The 15,079-nt window shown below is 66.2% G+C and carries 10 protein-coding genes, 1 tRNA gene and 1 pseudogene; 5 read left to right on the top strand and 7 right to left on the bottom strand.

The window, feature by feature from the left end; all coding sequences use genetic code 11:
- Nucleotides 1-27 precede the first annotated feature (27 nt).
- Entirely contained in the window at nucleotides 28-1,212 is a 1,185-nt protein-coding gene (dxr, locus tag WD012_RS02200) for a 1-deoxy-D-xylulose-5-phosphate reductoisomerase (RefSeq protein WP_339562271.1), read from the bottom strand.
- A 250-nt stretch (nucleotides 1,213-1,462) separates the two neighbouring features.
- Nucleotides 1,463-3,265 (bottom strand): DivIVA domain-containing protein, encoded by a 1,803-nt coding sequence (locus tag WD012_RS02205; protein ID WP_339562160.1) that lies wholly within the window; start codon nucleotides 3,263-3,265, stop codon nucleotides 1,463-1,465.
- Nucleotides 3,266-3,445: 180 nt separating this feature from the next.
- On the opposite strand from WD012_RS02205, the gene WD012_RS02210 reads away from it, so the two are divergent.
- Nucleotides 3,446-3,519: transfer RNA gene (locus WD012_RS02210), tRNA-Val, on the top strand.
- Nucleotides 3,520-4,338: 819 nt separating this feature from the next.
- Here the strand turns inward: WD012_RS02210 and WD012_RS02215 are convergent.
- Together WD012_RS02215 and WD012_RS02220 are read right to left on the bottom strand one after the other, a co-directional pair.
- The gene (locus WD012_RS02215; RefSeq protein WP_422614336.1) at nucleotides 4,339-4,770 is read right to left on the bottom strand and encodes a DUF3052 domain-containing protein; all 432 of its coding nucleotides are present in this window, start codon (nucleotides 4,768-4,770) and stop codon (nucleotides 4,339-4,341) included.
- A gap of 159 nt (nucleotides 4,771-4,929) precedes the next feature.
- A complete protein-coding gene (locus WD012_RS02220) occupies nucleotides 4,930-5,778 on the bottom strand; it encodes a YlbL family protein (RefSeq protein WP_422614337.1) in 849 nt (282 codons plus the stop codon).
- Between the two features lie 167 nt (nucleotides 5,779-5,945).
- On the opposite strand from WD012_RS02220, the gene WD012_RS02225 reads away from it, so the two are divergent.
- Complete coding sequence (locus WD012_RS02225; RefSeq protein WP_339562162.1) at nucleotides 5,946-7,559, top strand: zinc-dependent metalloprotease; 1,614 nt, start codon at nucleotides 5,946-5,948, stop codon at nucleotides 7,557-7,559.
- 89 nt (nucleotides 7,560-7,648) lie between these two features.
- Here WD012_RS02225 and WD012_RS02230 read toward each other — a convergent pair whose 3' ends face one another.
- Nucleotides 7,649-9,169, bottom strand: coding sequence for an ATP-dependent helicase (locus WD012_RS02230; protein WP_339562163.1), 1,521 nt, complete (start codon nucleotides 9,167-9,169; stop codon nucleotides 7,649-7,651).
- A gap of 705 nt (nucleotides 9,170-9,874) precedes the next feature.
- Here WD012_RS02230 and WD012_RS08530 point away from each other — a divergent pair.
- Together WD012_RS08530 and WD012_RS02240 are read left to right on the top strand one after the other, a co-directional pair.
- A pseudogene (locus WD012_RS08530) lies at nucleotides 9,875-11,113 on the top strand (phosphotransferase); the annotation flags it as partial.
- Nucleotides 11,114-11,984: 871 nt separating this feature from the next.
- Nucleotides 11,985-12,209, top strand: a complete 225-nt coding sequence (locus WD012_RS02240; RefSeq protein WP_026502769.1) for a DUF3107 domain-containing protein — start codon at nucleotides 11,985-11,987, stop codon at nucleotides 12,207-12,209.
- 126 nt (nucleotides 12,210-12,335) lie between these two features.
- Here WD012_RS02240 and WD012_RS02245 read toward each other — a convergent pair whose 3' ends face one another.
- Entirely contained in the window at nucleotides 12,336-13,259 is a 924-nt protein-coding gene (locus WD012_RS02245; protein ID WP_339562164.1) for a PHP domain-containing protein, read from the bottom strand.
- A gap of 105 nt (nucleotides 13,260-13,364) precedes the next feature.
- Between WD012_RS02245 and WD012_RS02250 the strand changes: the two genes are divergently transcribed.
- Nucleotides 13,365-14,069: a vitamin K epoxide reductase family protein gene (locus tag WD012_RS02250; RefSeq protein WP_422614344.1), complete on the top strand. Its 705-nt coding sequence runs from the start codon at nucleotides 13,365-13,367 to the stop codon at nucleotides 14,067-14,069.
- 16 nt (nucleotides 14,070-14,085) lie between these two features.
- Here WD012_RS02250 and dapF read toward each other — a convergent pair whose 3' ends face one another.
- Entirely contained in the window at nucleotides 14,086-14,985 is a 900-nt protein-coding gene (gene dapF, locus WD012_RS02255) for a diaminopimelate epimerase (protein ID WP_339562166.1), read from the bottom strand.
- Nucleotides 14,986-15,079 lie beyond the last annotated feature (94 nt).

The raw sequence follows: 15,079 nt of genomic DNA on the forward strand, positions 1-15,079 counted from the left end.
CATCGTCTTGAATGCTGATGCTTTCCTTCACACCTGCTTGTTTATCAAAACCTCGGCACGTTGGCGCGCCTCACCCTCAACTTGCCCCATTTCCTCCACGGATGAGAACAGCGGATCGCCCCGAAGCCCGGCATCCATCTGGTCGATGACCGCCTTGACCGTGTCCACGATGCCCAGATACGGCAGACGGGAGTCCAGGAACGCCTGGACCGCCTGCTCGTTCGCGGCGTTGAGTACCGCGGTGTGCTTCTCCGAAGCGGCAAGGCATTGCCGGGCGAGCGATACCGCGGGGAACGCCTCGTTGTCAAGCGGTTCGAACGTCCACTGCGCCGCCTTCGTCCAATCGCATGCCGCGGCGACATCGCCGAGCCGTTCGGGGGCGGACAAGCCGAGCGCGATCGGCAGACGCATATCAGGCGGGGACATCTGGCCGATAGTCGCGCCGTCGCGGAATTCCACCATCGAATGCACGATCGACTGGGGGTGCACCGTCACTTCGATCCGCTCGGGCGGGATGTCGAACAGGCGGCTCGCCTCGATGACCTCCAGACCCTTGTTCATCAGGGTCGACGAATTGACCGTGACCACCGGGCCCATATGCCACGTGGGGTGGTTCAACGCCTGGGCGGGCGTGATATCCGCCAACTGGTCGCGGTGCATGCCGCGGAACGGGCCGCCCGAAGCGGTGATGACCAGTTTCGCGACCTCGCCGTGCGTGCCGGAGCGCAGCGACTGCCAGATTGCGGAATGTTCGGAGTCCACCGGGTTGATCTGCTGGTCGCGCACCTGCGCGCTGAAGAGCAGGTGCCCGCCGGCGACCACCGATTCCTTGTTCGCCAAGGCCAGCTGGGAGCCGGCCTGCAATGCGGCGATCGACGGCTCGAGGCCGATGGACCCGGTGATGCCGTTGAGCACGGTGTCTGCGCCGCAACCCGCGAGGGCGATCACCGCCTGACGCCCGGCATGGATGGCGGTATTCGACGCCCCGGCCTGGTTTAATGCCTCGCGCAGCGTCCTGACCTTGGATTCGTCGGCGATGGCGACCTGCGGCACGTGGAACAGCGCGGCCTGCCGGGCGAGCAGATCGATGTGGCCGCCGCCGGCGGCGAGCCCGGTGACCGTGAACCGGTCGGGATGACGGGCGATGACATCAAGCCCTTGCGTACCGATCGACCCGGTCGACCCCAGCACGATAACAGTGGATTGTCTAATCACAGTGGACGCTTCCTACTTCTCGCAGCCGTCCGGCACTCACGCCGGACGGACCATCCGGTTCCATTTCCCGCAGAGGAGATTCCCTCAAGCGGGATTCCCTCAGGGGAGCGCAAGCACTCCCTCATGCGGTTCACATGATACTCGCGACATGCTGCAACGCATCACACCCGTTTCCCGCCATGCTGGCGCGACACGTCCCCTATCGCGGGAGCACGGGCGGGGAGCACGGGACGACGATACGATGCGGTCACTTCCCGGACTGGTCGTCGTCGTTCCACGTGGGGAACGACAGATCCGGAATATCGAAGCCGAAACCGGAGGCGGAACCGGGATTCGCCTCCGGGAACAATCCGGCCGATGCCGGTTTCGCCGCCTGGTCACGATCCGCGGATTGCGGCTGCTGGGCGGCAGACGCGGTGTCTTCAGTGGAGGCTGCCGCAGACGGTGCCGGGGTGAATGCCGGGGGCACCTGGGCAGGTGCCGCGGACGCCGCGGGTTGCGCTGTGGGTTGCGCTGCGAACGCGGCGGTCGCGGCGTGATCCGTGGACTGGGCCGACGCTGCCGCAGCGCCCGTAAATGACGGCGGTACCACCGGGGCCGGGGAAGCCTGGACGGGTCGGTCAGGGGTTCCAGTGCCGAAAGGCGATGCGAACGCGGCTGTCGCAGCGGGATCCGACATCACCGGCTGAACCTCTGGTGCCGCGGAGACCGGAGCCGCAGCAGGCTGCGATGTGTACGGTGACGCGGCAGCGGCAGCCGGGGTGTATACGCCCGGGATATCGTTCAGCTTCGCGCGATCGGATGCGCTGCCGGACTCCCGCCCGAACCCTGCATCGAACGCCGGAATCGCTGAAGTCGGGGACGAAACGGCGGCAGCCGGCTGATCGGCATCGAACGAAGGCTTCACCGACGGGGATTCGGCTGGCTCCGCCGGCGCGGATGCATGGCTGCCGGCGAGCGCCGCCAGCGAGGGGCTGCCTTGCAGGCTTTCCTGCGCCGCCCGGATCGCGGAATCGGAGGACGTCGCGAACGAGGGAAGGTCGGCGGCCTGCGTCTGGGCGGGCACCGCCTGTTGGTTCACCGCCGCGGCATCGAAGGACGGGACCGAGGATGCCGGGGAGAACGAGGTGCCGACCGTCGGGATCGGGGCGGCGGAAGCGGGCTGGTCGAACAGGCCGGGCGCGTTTGATGCCGGCTGGTCGGACTGGCCGAACATCGAGGAGGTCTCGGGTTGCGAGGGGGTGAAGATCGTCTGCTCCGCCTCCCGTAGCGCGTCGAAGGACTGGGTGGCTTCAGCCGCCGGGACTGCAGCCGTGGCTGATGCCGCCGCGAACGCCGCCGCACCCGATCCGGGGGTGAACTGCGGCAGCCCCTGGCTCTGCTGGGCGGCCTGCTCATCGGGCCCGCCCACATAATCGGCCACGCGGGCGTACGATTCGATGCGGCTGAGCAACTGGACACATGCGTTGATGTAATAGTCGACCTGCCGTTCGTCATACCCGCGCCGGCCGCGGCGCTGCGTGAAAATCACGTTCGACACACGCTGGGCGTTCAGGTCGATGTCCTTCTTGGCGGAATCGTGGTCCGCGCCGCCGATGGCGAGTTCCGCGGCGGCCTTGTCGACAATCTGGTCGACGAGACGGTCGACCTGCTTGCGGTCGTAGGACGGCTGCTTGCCGGTGCCGGCGGCGAAACGCTTGCGCTGGGGGCGCTTCGCATGTTCGGCGATCTGCCGGTACAGCTCCTCGGTCTGGGCTTTCCATGCGACGCGGCCATGCTGCGTGATCTCCCACGTGGTCTGCTTGTCGACCACCGCACGCTCCAGACGTGTCAGTGCGGCGTCGACCTGCGCGATGGCGTACCCGCCCTTGCGCATATCGAAGGACACGTTCTGGATGTCCTTCTGCGTCAGCTGCATGCCTTCGCTTTCGTACAGCTTGTGCGCACGCTCAAGAAACTCGTCGACCTGGGGCACGTCATAGCCCCACTTGCGCTTGCTGACAAGCGCAATACCTGACGCACCCTGCTCGGTTTCAGGTTTCTTAGCCATTGGCTACCGACCTCCTAGACATATGTTCCGATGGCTCAACTCTACGTGACTGTTTAGACTCTTTCACTGGGAAAACCCATAAGCCGCACGCTTACGGCACACCGGGCAGGCCGGCGTCCGGGCGTGAACACGCCGGGATACGCGACGCGCGGGACGGCATGCGGTACAGTGGAATTTCGCGGGCGATTAGCTCAGTTGGCTAGAGCGCCACCTTTACACGGTGGATGTCGGGGGTTCGAGCCCCTCATCGCCCACTTTCCATAAGCCGCGAAATCCTAGGGATACGCGCCGTATGCCACACGTCGATATGGCCTTGACCATGCTGTGACCATGTTTCAACAGCCGTGTCGGCGATGCGGACGGCTTCCGACAATCAGCCACGAATCCAGTGCAATCCGGTGGCGCTTGTTTTCACTCACGGACCGGTTACGTACGGAGGTATCCCGGCAAAACCGGTCAGGAGGACGGGGCGATGCCTCTTGCGGATATCTTCGCCGGGGCATCCTGGAGGATACCGGCCGGACGGATGCGAGACGGACTGGAGTGACTCGCCGTGCGTACGTGGGAGAACTCGACGATTCCGTAATTTGACGCTCTTCTCCCACGCGGCCTGCGGGAGTTTGTCGAAATCCCATGCCGTGACGACCAATCTCCCAATAGAAACGTTGGAATTCCGCGATTCTTGAAAATCGCCAGTGACGCCGATGCCGGGAGAAAAGCATCTGATTGGCGTATCCGCGATAAACTCCCGCGAAACCCCGGGACTTTACATCCAACGCGCCCTGATCGCAACAATCTCCCGCACCAGCATGGGAGTTCTCCCGGATACAGGCTCCTGCGGCGCAAACTGCCGTGCTGCCCGCACGGGAATGCATTATGCGGCTCATTCGACCGGTGACCGGTTACGTTCGGAAGCACCCCGACGTAACCGGTCCGGGGAATATGGAACCCGGGAATATGGAATCAGACAGCGAACGGCAGCGGCGAAGCCGTACGCCCGCCATGGGAGCCGATGCCGTCCGTTCGCCGCACCAGCCAGTCGAACACCCCGGCCAGCCCAAGCCGCCGAACGCTCAGTGCGCGGAGCCCTTGCCGAAGGCGCGCAGCTGGATGCCGTTCCAGTCCTTGCTGACGGTCAGCGGGGTGGCAGCGTTCATGCCGGCGGTCTGCGCGGCTGACTGCACCGTGCTCGCGTTCGGCGCGCCCTCGCGCCCCGGTTTCGGGCACAGGACCCACATCGGGCCGTCGTCCCCCAGCACCGCGTACGCATCGACGATCGTGTCGGCGAGCGCGTCTTCGTCATCGCCGTCACGCCACCAGATGATGACCCCATCGACAGCGGAGTCATAGTCCTCGTCGACGAGTTCCTCGCCCGTCAGCTGTTCGATCTTCTCACGGATCGAATCGTCGACGTCATCATCCCACAGCCATTCCTGCACGATGTCCCCAGAGCGGAAACCGAACTCTTCAGCGTTTTGAAATGCCGTTTCAATCACGTTGCACAATATAGCAAGACACGCGAACTTATGTGTTACCGGGGCACCTTACGTGGACACCGCAGCATGCCAGGACCGTGCCGTGCGGCAGTCACCGGCACCTGGCCGCGCCGTACCCGGACAGCGGCCCGCAACAGTGCCCGAAAACGTTCCCGGCGTTCGCAGCGTTCACACCGTGCAATGCGGCAGGCCCTCCCCCTTGCCTTCACCGATGGCCACCAGCGCCCGGTACGCCTCGTCAAGCGTGGAGACCTTCACGTCACGCAAGCCGGACGGCACATGGCCGGCGACCTCGTCGCAGTTGGAGGCCGGGGCGAGGAACCATGTGGCGCCGTCACGCCTGGCGCCGAGCATCTTCAGCCGGATGCCGCCGATCGCACCGATCTTGCCGTCGCTTTCCATCGTGCCTGTGCCGGCGATGGTCTTGCCGCCGGTCTCGTCGCGCGCGGTGAGCTTGCTGATTGTGCCGAGCGTGTACATCATGCCTGCGGACGGGCCGCCGATATCGTCGATATGCATGGTCACGCGCACGCCGCTGACATCCACTCCGAGCTTCTTCGCATAGGCGAGCGCCTGCCTGGTCGCGGCGTTTTGCGAGCCGGACATCTCCTTGTGGGATTCCTTGTCGTATTCCTCCGAGGTCTGGCCGGGAGCGAACACCGCTTCACTGGGCAGCACGGTGGTGTCGGAGCGCATATACATGGCCAGGGTCTGGATATTGGGCATCGCGTACCCGGGTACGCCCGCCGCGTTGACGGTGACCATGAGCAGCCGCCCGGACTGCCGGTGCGTCTTGGCTCCGGAAACCGCGATGATCTGCTTGCCGTCCGAGGTGCCGAGCACGTTGCGTGTGGGGCCGGGCGTCTCGACGACGTACGGGCTGGGCATGACCAGCACCAGAATGCACAGCAGGACGCAGAACGCGCCGGCGTAATAGCCGAGGCTGCGGCGGTTGAAGTCGGTGCGGGCGCGGCGCATGGACGCCGCTGCGGCGTGACGGACACGTGTAAGACTCATACCCGCCATACTAGCCAGCGCACCTGTATAACGGCGCTTCACAAGACGGGCCGTGCAGGTGCCGCCCATGTTTCCTCACCTTGAGCGAACACGGGCGCGGCGGACTGTAGTATTGGGGATACTTAAGGCAAATGACGCGGCAACATGCATGCAAAGGATGACAGGTCATGGACGAAAACGCGATACACCAGTGGCTCATCGATTGTTTCGGCCAAATCCAGGGGGAAATGGCCTGGCAGCAGCTCTCGCAGCTTCCCCAGGAGGTCCGCGACCAGCTGGCGACGCAGGACCCGTCGAAGCTTCCCAAGCCGGATGAGGTGCGTGCGATGATGCAGGCGTTCACGCAGGGCGGGCTCAACTCGCTGGCGGATATGCGGCAGGCGGTCGACCGCGGACCGATCAATGTGAAACTCGCCAATACCATCGCGCTGGAACGCGCCAACGGCGAGGATTCATGGCGTACCGTCAACGCGCAGGACGCCGCGAGCGTACGGCGTGCGGCAAGCGAGGCGAACCTGTGGCTCGACAGCGCCTGCGCCTTCGATCCCGCGCCCGGCGAGCCGGACGTGCTGACACGCGCCGACTGGGTCAACGGGACGTTGGACTCGTGGGCGACCTTCGCGGCACCTGTCGCCTCGGCGATGAACGATGCGCTCGCCTCGGTCGTCTCCGAACGGCTGGGGGACGCGTTCGGCGGCGAGATCGCCGGGATTTACGCCGGCCCCGTCCCGCTGCCGATCCCGGATAATCTCAAGGATCCCGGGCAGATCGTGAAACTCCTGGCGAACACGTCGTTCGCCATGCAGCTCGGACACGCCGCCGGCGACCTGTCGCACGAGGTGCGCGGCAGTTTCGACCAGGGCGTGCCGCTGCTGGGCAACCCCGCCGGCGGGCTGATCGCGCAGAACGCCATCGAATACGCGCGCTCGCTTGACATCGACCAGAGCGAGGTGCTCGCGTTCCTCGCCTTGCAGGAGGAGGCGCATGCCCGCCTGTTCGCCGCCGTGCCGTGGCTCATGCCGCGGTTCGAGGCGCTTATCGGCAAGTATGCGCGAGGCACCAGCATCGACCTGGACGCGATGGAGGAGCAGCTGCGCGACGCGCAGATCATGGACCCCGATTCCTTCTCCGGCGCCGTGAACCTGACCAATGTGGCGATTCCGGACACCCCGGAGCAGCGTGAGGCGCTGTCAAGCCTCGAACAGCTGCTGACCATGGTCGAGGGCTGGGTGGATTGCGTCACGTGGAAGGCCGGTATGGCGCACCTGCCCCACCTCGACCAGCTGCGTGAGATGATGCGCCGCGAACGGGCGGTCGGCGGTGCCGCGCAACGCACCTTCGAATCACTGCTGGGCTTGCAGCTGCGTCCCAAGCGTCTGCGCGAGGCAGCCGACCTGTGGGCGGGCATCGACGCACGGTCGGGCGTGGAGGAGCGCGACGCGAAATGGTCGCACCCCGATCTGCTGCCACACCTGGCCGATGATGACGCATCACGGGCGGCGACACCCCCGGCGGGCGCGTCCGCAGGCCAGGCGGCGAACAGCGGCCAGGCCACGTCGAGCATCGACTGGGACGCCGAACTGACCAAACTGCTGGACGAGGACGCCCGCCAGCATGACGGGACGGATGCGGGCGAGGCACAGGATGCCGGCGAGGCCGGCCAACCGGATGCGGACACCCCCGATGGCCAGACCAGCGGTGATGACGGCGGCAGCCGCAACGGCGACGACGATGGCAAGGGCGGCGACACCCCCGCGGCCGAGTCGGGCGACCTCCGCTAGACCCGTCACGCCACAAGAGCCGTTGCGTCATGCGGCCACGCCGGTCACACGGCCAGACACCCGCCGGATCCGCAGGATTCCAGGGGCGCTCAGGCAAGGAACCGGCTGGGACGACGGCTCGCCCCGCTGTCGCTTGACTGGCGGTCGGCGAACGACAGGTGCAGTGTGTCCTCGGCTCGTGTCACCCCCACATACATGAGGCGACGCTCCTCCTCGAGCGCCTCGCCGGGTGCCGGCGAGCCGTACGGTAACAGGCCCTCGGAGCATCCGATCAGGAACACGTGCCGGAATTCCAAGCCTTTGGAGGCGTGGATCGTGGAGACCGTCACGGCGCCACGGGTACCGGCAACCCCCAACGCCTCCAGCATCGCGGCCTTCTCCTGGGCGTCATCCGCCAGGGACGAGGACTGCCAGCCCGCGTCCCGGCGGACACGGAAGCGTATCTTCTGCGCGCGCAACGCCGCGCACACCGTCTGCTGCTGTGCGTTGATCCTGGACAGGATGGCGATATCCGAGGCAGGCACCCCCTGGGCGACCAGCCGGGCGATGCGCGCGGCCACCCCCTGCGCCTCCTGCCCGTCATCGGCGTATCGCGTACTGGCCACGCGCGGGCCGGCATCGCGGCCGGATTCCAGGCGCAGATAATCCGCACGGTCAGGCGAGGCTGCAAGCACCCTGTTCGCGTATCCGACAATCTGCGGGGTGGAACGGTAATCCGTGCACAGGCTGATATCCGCCGCGACGGGAGCGAACTCCTCGGTGAAGTGCAGCAGGTCATAGCTGCTGGCACCGGCGAACGAGTAGATGGTCTGCGCGGGATCGCCCACCACGCAGATATCGCGGTTATCGCCCAGCCACCGGGTCAGCAGGCGATGCTGCAACGGCGAGACATCCTGGTATTCGTCGACCGTCAGCCAGCGGATCGAGGAGCGGATGATGCGCGCGGCATCAGCATCATCGTCGATGACATGGCACACCATGAGCAGGATGTCGTTGAAATCGATCTCCCCTTTCGAGGATTTTTCGAGCTCATAGGCCGTATACACGTCGGCGAACTGCGCGGGTTCCAGGCCGATGGGCGGGCGGCGGCCGATCGCCGCGCACACCCGCGCGTAATCGTCCGGGGCGATGAGCTGGACCTTGCACCAGTTGATTTCGGCGAGCACGTCACGCACCGCTGACGTACCGGTCTGGGACGGGTCGAGGCCTTCCGGGTTGACGGTGCGGCGCAACGCCCGGACTGTCAGCTCCTGGGGGCGGTTGGTGACATGCGGGAACGGCGCCTCGCCGCACACGTCGGGCCAGACCCGGCGAAGCTGGTGCAGCGCCGCCGAATGGAACGTGGCCGCCGTGACCTGGTCGCCGACCCCGAGCGAGGCGAGTCTGGCGCGCATCTCCGCGGCCGCCTTGACGGAGAACGTGACGGCGAGCACTCCTCGGGCATCCCACGCGCCCGACGTGCACGCGTAGGCGATACGCCGGGTGATGGTGCGCGTCTTGCCGGCACCGGCGCATGCCACGATGCGCACCGGGCCGTCAAGCGTCGTGGCAGCCTGGCGCTGCGCATCATCCAGCCCTGCGAGCACATCCTCGTCAACCGAATCATCCATACCTCGCTATTGTGTCAGCCGGCACGACCGGACGCAAGCACACCGCGGAGCGGTTGGGGGCTTGGGGCCGACCCGTCGGAGTGACCTGTAAAGCCGATCCGCAACGCGCGGGAACGGCACGGGCTTGTCCGTTGCGGTTTGCATGGACGGGAGTCTGTGTCACAGCGGCCTATATCCGGCAAACTCCCATGCCAGTGCGGGACATCTGCGTGGATAAACCGTCTTGCGGGCAAAGTCCCACGGTTTCGCGGGAGTTTATCGCGGATGCGCGAATCCGGTGGTGTTCTCCCGCGAACGGCTTCCGGGCCGATTTTCAGGAATCCCGGGATTCCAACGTTCCTGTTGGGAGATTTGTCGCCGGGGCGCGGGATTTCGATAAACTCCCGCAACTCGCGCGGGAGAACAGCGTCCAGTCGGCCAATCCTCGCCAAACTCCCACCCGCCGCAGCAGCCACACGCGCTACAGCCACCCGCACTACAGCCACCCGCCGGGTGCGTGAGTCCACCCCACACGATATGCCATCGGCCAGCACCCAGCCACGCCAACCTCATCCCGCGCCATCGCCATACCCCGCGCCTCGCCGCAGGAAATATGCCTGCGAGAAGCCTGCAGGAAGGGACATCGACGTCCCGAAATGCCGTATGCTGCTCGATTCGGGCGAATCCCTGTATTACTGTGGAACTGTGAATCAGCGAAGCGATCTTATGCTGGCGGCCCTGGCATCGGCCGTCATGCCGGACATCTCCGTGGCGGGCGTGCGCGCCAGCGACCAGGGCAATGCCACCGATGAAGCCAGAGGCATCGACCATGCCGTCGTCCAGGACGCCTCCGGACGCCTCTACGACGTGCACGCCAGCGACACCGATGCCGGACGCAAGCGTCTGCACGGGCGGACCAGAGCCGCACAGGCGCTGCAACGGGCAAAGGAGCCCGCCGCGCTCGGCTTCGCCGTGGACCAGGTCCTCGCCAGCTCCGAGGGCGACAACCCCCAAGGCCCCACCGGCACCACGGCGGTGATGATCAGCCCGCACCGCGAAGGCACCGCCCGGCCGCTGGACCTGCTGACCCTGGACGATTGCGCGAGCATCGGCACGGCCATCGGCGCGATCCACCGGCTGAACCCGGCGTTCATCCAACGCGAGCACTACCCCGTCTACGCGACCGGGCAGATCCGCGCCCAACTGGTCGCATGGATCAAACGCCTGCGCCAGGCAGGGCATATCCCCCCGGAAATCACCTCCAGCTGGACCGCCGTCCTGGACACCGACGGCCTGTGGTCGTTCTCCACATGCCTGGTACACGGCGGGTTCCATGACGGCGACGTGCTGTTCTCCGGCTCGACCATCACCGCCGTCACGAACTGGCAGGACATGCAGGTCAACGATCCGGCGCGCGACCTTGCATGGATCTTCAGCAAGCTCGACGAATCGCATCGCAACGCCGTGCTGTCGGCGTATGGGCGCATGCTCGGCTCGCGGCTCGACGACCTGATCATGCTGCGTGCCAACCTCTGGCTGCAAATGGAGCAGGTCGGCGAATTCATCCAGGCGCTCGCCGACGCGGACAGCCAGAAAATCATCCAGTTCAAGGCGCAGGTCGAACGACTCGCCCACCAGCTGAGCCTTGCCACGGATTCGCGGTCGACCGCGGCGTCTATGCACCGGTCCGGCACCAAGCCACCGAGCACTATCACCGTGGGCACGCTGCTGGATGCCGGCGAGCGCAGGGATGCGCAGATCCGCGAGGAACAGCGCCATCGCGATACGACCGGCGGGGATGATGATGATACGAATGCCGGTGTAGGCGATCAGACCAATGAGACGGACCGTACCGGTTCCGCCCAGATCGCCCAGGCGGCCCCAGCCACCCAGGCGGCCCAGCACGATGCCGCCGGTGAGCGTGATGTCGCGCCGGCAGATGATTCGACGGCGAGCCGCCCGGTACAGGCCCATACCGGCGGGCATGGCAACGAGCCCACGATCGCGATCAAGCCGCCGAGCTTCAGTATCCGGGGTATCCGTCTGGGCAACGCGCACACCTCGGCGGGCACCGCAGACAGCATGCGCTCCGCAAGCATCGCGGACGCCACAGCCTCCACGGATGCGCGCGACGACACCAGAAGCGACGCCATCGCCGCAACGGCGGACCATGCCGGGCGGGCGCAGGGGCAGGACGGGCGTCCGCTCCCCCGTACCGCACAATCGGCGCAATTCCCGGTCCAGCAGGTCGGCGCCACAGCGGGCCGAGCCATGCACGGGGCCATGAACGACGCCGGGCGCATGCAGACATATATCGAAGCGCAGGTCAGGGTGAAGGCCGAGGGGCAGGATGAGGCCGAAGCGTTCCAGGACAGTGCCGCCGAGACCATCGCGTTCCGCGCGACCGACGGCATGGCCGGCCATGATGACGGCGCCGGAACCGAGCATGCGCCGGAAACCATCCTCATCCCGCTGCTCGAGCGTGAGGAGCAGGCGATGCGTGACGCCCGGCGGAATCTGGAGGCCTCCGTACAGCATGCCGATGATGCACAGGACAGGCCGGCGGACGATTCCGGCAATCACACCGACCAGACCGACCAGACCGACCGGGGTGACCGCACCGATGGCGCGTCACCGGATGCGCAGGGCGGGCCGGGCCCCCAAACCGGTTCCGGCGAGCATACGGCCGACGATGCGGACAGCAGCACGGACAGCGATGCGGACAGTGGCGCGGCTGATCACGCCGGCCACAGCGCCGACACCACGCCGAAGGCGTAACCCGCCGGCGATAGGCACAATAGAATCAACGAATGACCCTCGTATGACAGGAGCAGATATGGATATCGAGCTGGGAATCCAGAACGTGGCGCGTCCGGTGAGTTTCACCTCCGACGACACTGCCGAGCATGTGAGCGCCATCATCGATGACGCGGTCGCGAACGGCAAGATCATCGACCTGGTGGACACCAAGGGACGGCATATCGTCGTTCCCGGCGCCGCACTCGGGTATGCGCTGATCGGGTCGGAAACCAAGCACGCCGTCGGTTTCGGCGCGCTGTGACCTGCAGGACGCGGTAGATTCTCGTTCCGTGCTGATGCAATGCCCGGCTTCCCCGGTTGGGAGCCGGGCATTGTCGTATGTCCAAGCGTCGGACGGGGGATGTACCGGCGTTCCCGGTTCGGGGGTTCAGTGCGGCAGGATTGCCGGTATAGCGCCCCGTTCGATGATGCGTGCGACCGTCTGGTCATCGGTCAGGTTCTCCCCCAGCCGGTTCGGTTTGCCGCCCTTGCCGTGCCAGTCCGACCCCCCGGTGACCAGCAGCCCGTGCCGCCGCGCGATAGCCAGCAGGCGTGCGCGCTGTTCCGGCGGGTTGCCGCGGTGCCATACTTCAAGACCGTCCAGTCCGGCGTCGATCAGCATCTCGATCTGCGTGTCGGACAGCAGCGTACGGTTGCGGCTCGGGTCGCCGGCATGTGCGATGACGCTCACGCCCCCGGCCTGGCGAACCGCGCGCACCACGTCGGCGGCATCCGGTGACGGGGTCGGGATATAGTACGGGCTGCGTGAGCCGACCGCGCCGGCGAACGCGGCGGAACGGTCAGGGTAGGCACCGGCGGCAACCAGCGCGTCGGCGATATGCGGGCGGCCGACCGTCGTCTCGTCGCCCTCGCGGATCTGCGCGAGCACATCATCCCAGGTAATCGGGTAATCCTTCGCGATCAGCTCGACCATGCGCCTGGTGCGCGTGAGCCGCGCCTTGCGTAGCGAAACGAACAAGTCGGTGACGCGCGCATTGCGCGGGTCGTACTGGTAGGCGAGCATGTGCACGGATACGCCTGAAGCGTCGGCCGTCACCTCGGTGCCGCGGATCAACGGCAGATGATGGCGTTCCGCCGCATCCACGGCGTCCTGCCAGCCGGTCGTCGTGTCATGGTCGGTGATCGCCACCCCATGCAACCCGCGGTCGCATGCCTCACGGACCATGTCCTCGGGTGTCTGCCGGCCGTCCGAGAACACCGTGTGGCAGTGCAGGTCCCAGCCGGCGGATGGCGGGGTATCGCACGGCAAGGTATCGCACGACGAGGTATCGGCAATTCGCGCAAGAGTCATACGACCATCGTAAGCTGAATACAGAGAACCGGCCAACGACACGCGTGGATGCGTGGCATGGCACGGCATCATACACGCCTGCCGGCCAAGAAGACCGGCACCGGCATGACTGACAGGAAAGGCAGCATCGTGAGCGGACGCACCACAGCAGACACCACACAACCGCAGGCAGACCGGCGGCAGGACGGGGCCACCGGCCCGGCGCTTTCCGGCTGGCGGCACGGCAGCACATGGACGTATCTGATCATGCTCATCGCGTCGGCGGCGGCGCTGTTCGTCTCGTTCATGCTGTCCGCGGAGACGCTGCGTCTGGCACGCCGGCCGAACCAGCTGCTCGGCTGCGATATCAACAGCGTGCTCTCCTGCTCCGACGTCGCCAGATCCTGGCAGGCGGAACTCGTGAGACTCGGCGACCTGAGCTTCCCGAACGCGTTCTTCGGCATCGCGGCCGAAAGCGTGTTCGTCACCATCGCGGTCATCGGCCTCGCACGGGTGCGGGTGCCCCGGTGGTTCGCCACCTGCACGTGGCTCGGCGGGCTGGCCGCGATCCTGTTCTCCTATTGGCTGACCGTGCAGTCATTGTTCGTGATCCGGGCGTTGTGCCCATGGTGCCTGGGGCTCATGTTCTCGACCACCATCCAGTTCATGGCGTTGAGCCATGCGACCGTCACCGTGCAGGATATCCCGCGTGGCGGGCGCGGTCTGCGCACGTATTACCGGTTGAACTACGACCTGATGGCCGATGTCGTGTGGGTGCTCGCCATCATCGCCATCATCCTGGTCAAGGACGGCAGCGCGATCTTCCGCTGACCGCGAGGCATGCGGGTCAGAGCAGTTCTACGCGGCCGACGAGGGTCGCCGAACCGGTGAGGAACACGCGATCGTCGCTGACATCGACCAGCAGCGTGCCGCCGCGCACCGTGATCGTCCAATGGTGGATGCCGGTCTTGGCAAGCAACGTGACGCCCGTGGCGCACAGGCCGGTGCCGCACGAAAGGGTCTCCCCCACGCCACGCTCGTTGACGCGCATGGTGGCGCTGCCCCTGTCCAACGCCGCATCAGTCGCGTCAACGTGAACGAATTCGGCGTTCTGGTCGGTTTCCAGCACCGGGTCGACCACCGGCTTGACAGCCAGGTTCAGGTCTTCGACCGCGGGCAGGGATGAGACGCCGTCGCCGATCACACTGACCACATGCGGATTGCCCATGTCGACGAACGTGCCGCGGGCGGAACCGTCGGTACCCGGAATCGTCACGCTGAACGCGTCCGTTGTCCCACGCTTCCACCGGCCCATGTCGACGCGGAAGACGTCACGGCCGCACGGGGCGACATCGCCCAGCGACACCAGGGTCTTCACCCCAGCGCGCGTACCCAGGCGGAACGGTTCACCGCCGACGCCGTCCGCATAGCCCAGACGCTGGGCGAACAGGGCGGTCGCGCGCGTCCCGTTGCCGCACATCTCGGCCAAGGAACCGTCCGCATTGCGGTAATCCATGAACCATTCGGCCCCATCGGCCTCCAGTTGCGCGGCGGTGCCGGCATCAAGGTCGCTGACGAAACGGGGGCGCGTCAGGCGCAGCAGGCCGTCGCCGCCGATACCGAAATGCCGGTCGCACAGGAACCGCACTTCGTCCGGCGTCGGCTCGAACGTGCCGTCGGGATCCGCGTAGATGACAAAATCGTTGCCGGTGGCGTGCGCCTTGACAACCGTCTGTGGAATACTCATGCCCCGAGTCTACCCATGCGTGGGGAGGAATCGCCCGGCGCGAACCGGATGGCGGGACAGCGACGCACAGCGACACGGCGTCACTCAATGGAGC

The sequence above is a fragment of the Bifidobacterium thermophilum genome (assembly GCF_037482445.1).
Taxonomy (GTDB): domain Bacteria; phylum Actinomycetota; class Actinomycetes; order Actinomycetales; family Bifidobacteriaceae; genus Bifidobacterium; species Bifidobacterium thermophilum_B.

Bases quoted from the DNA above. Each gene is read 5' to 3' on its own strand.
- WD012_RS02205 (WP_339562160.1), bottom strand. From the start codon at position 3,265: ATGGCTAAGAAACCTGAAACCGAGCAGGGTGCGTCAGGTATTGCGCTT.
- WD012_RS02245 (WP_339562164.1), bottom strand. From the start codon at position 13,259: ATGACTCTTGCGCGAATTGCCGATACCTCGTCGTGCGATACCTTGCCG.
- WD012_RS02230 (WP_339562163.1), bottom strand. From the start codon at position 9,169: ATGGATGATTCGGTTGACGAGGATGTGCTCGCAGGGCTGGATGATGCG.
- dapF (WP_339562166.1), bottom strand. From the start codon at position 14,985: ATGAGTATTCCACAGACGGTTGTCAAGGCGCACGCCACCGGCAACGAT.
- WD012_RS02250 (WP_422614344.1), top strand. From the start codon at position 13,365: ATGACTGACAGGAAAGGCAGCATCGTGAGCGGACGCACCACAGCAGAC.
- WD012_RS02225 (WP_339562162.1), top strand. From the start codon at position 5,946: ATGGACGAAAACGCGATACACCAGTGGCTCATCGATTGTTTCGGCCAA.
- WD012_RS02240 (WP_026502769.1), top strand. From the start codon at position 11,985: ATGGATATCGAGCTGGGAATCCAGAACGTGGCGCGTCCGGTGAGTTTC.
- WD012_RS02220 (WP_422614337.1), bottom strand. From the start codon at position 5,778: ATGAGTCTTACACGTGTCCGTCACGCCGCAGCGGCGTCCATGCGCCGC.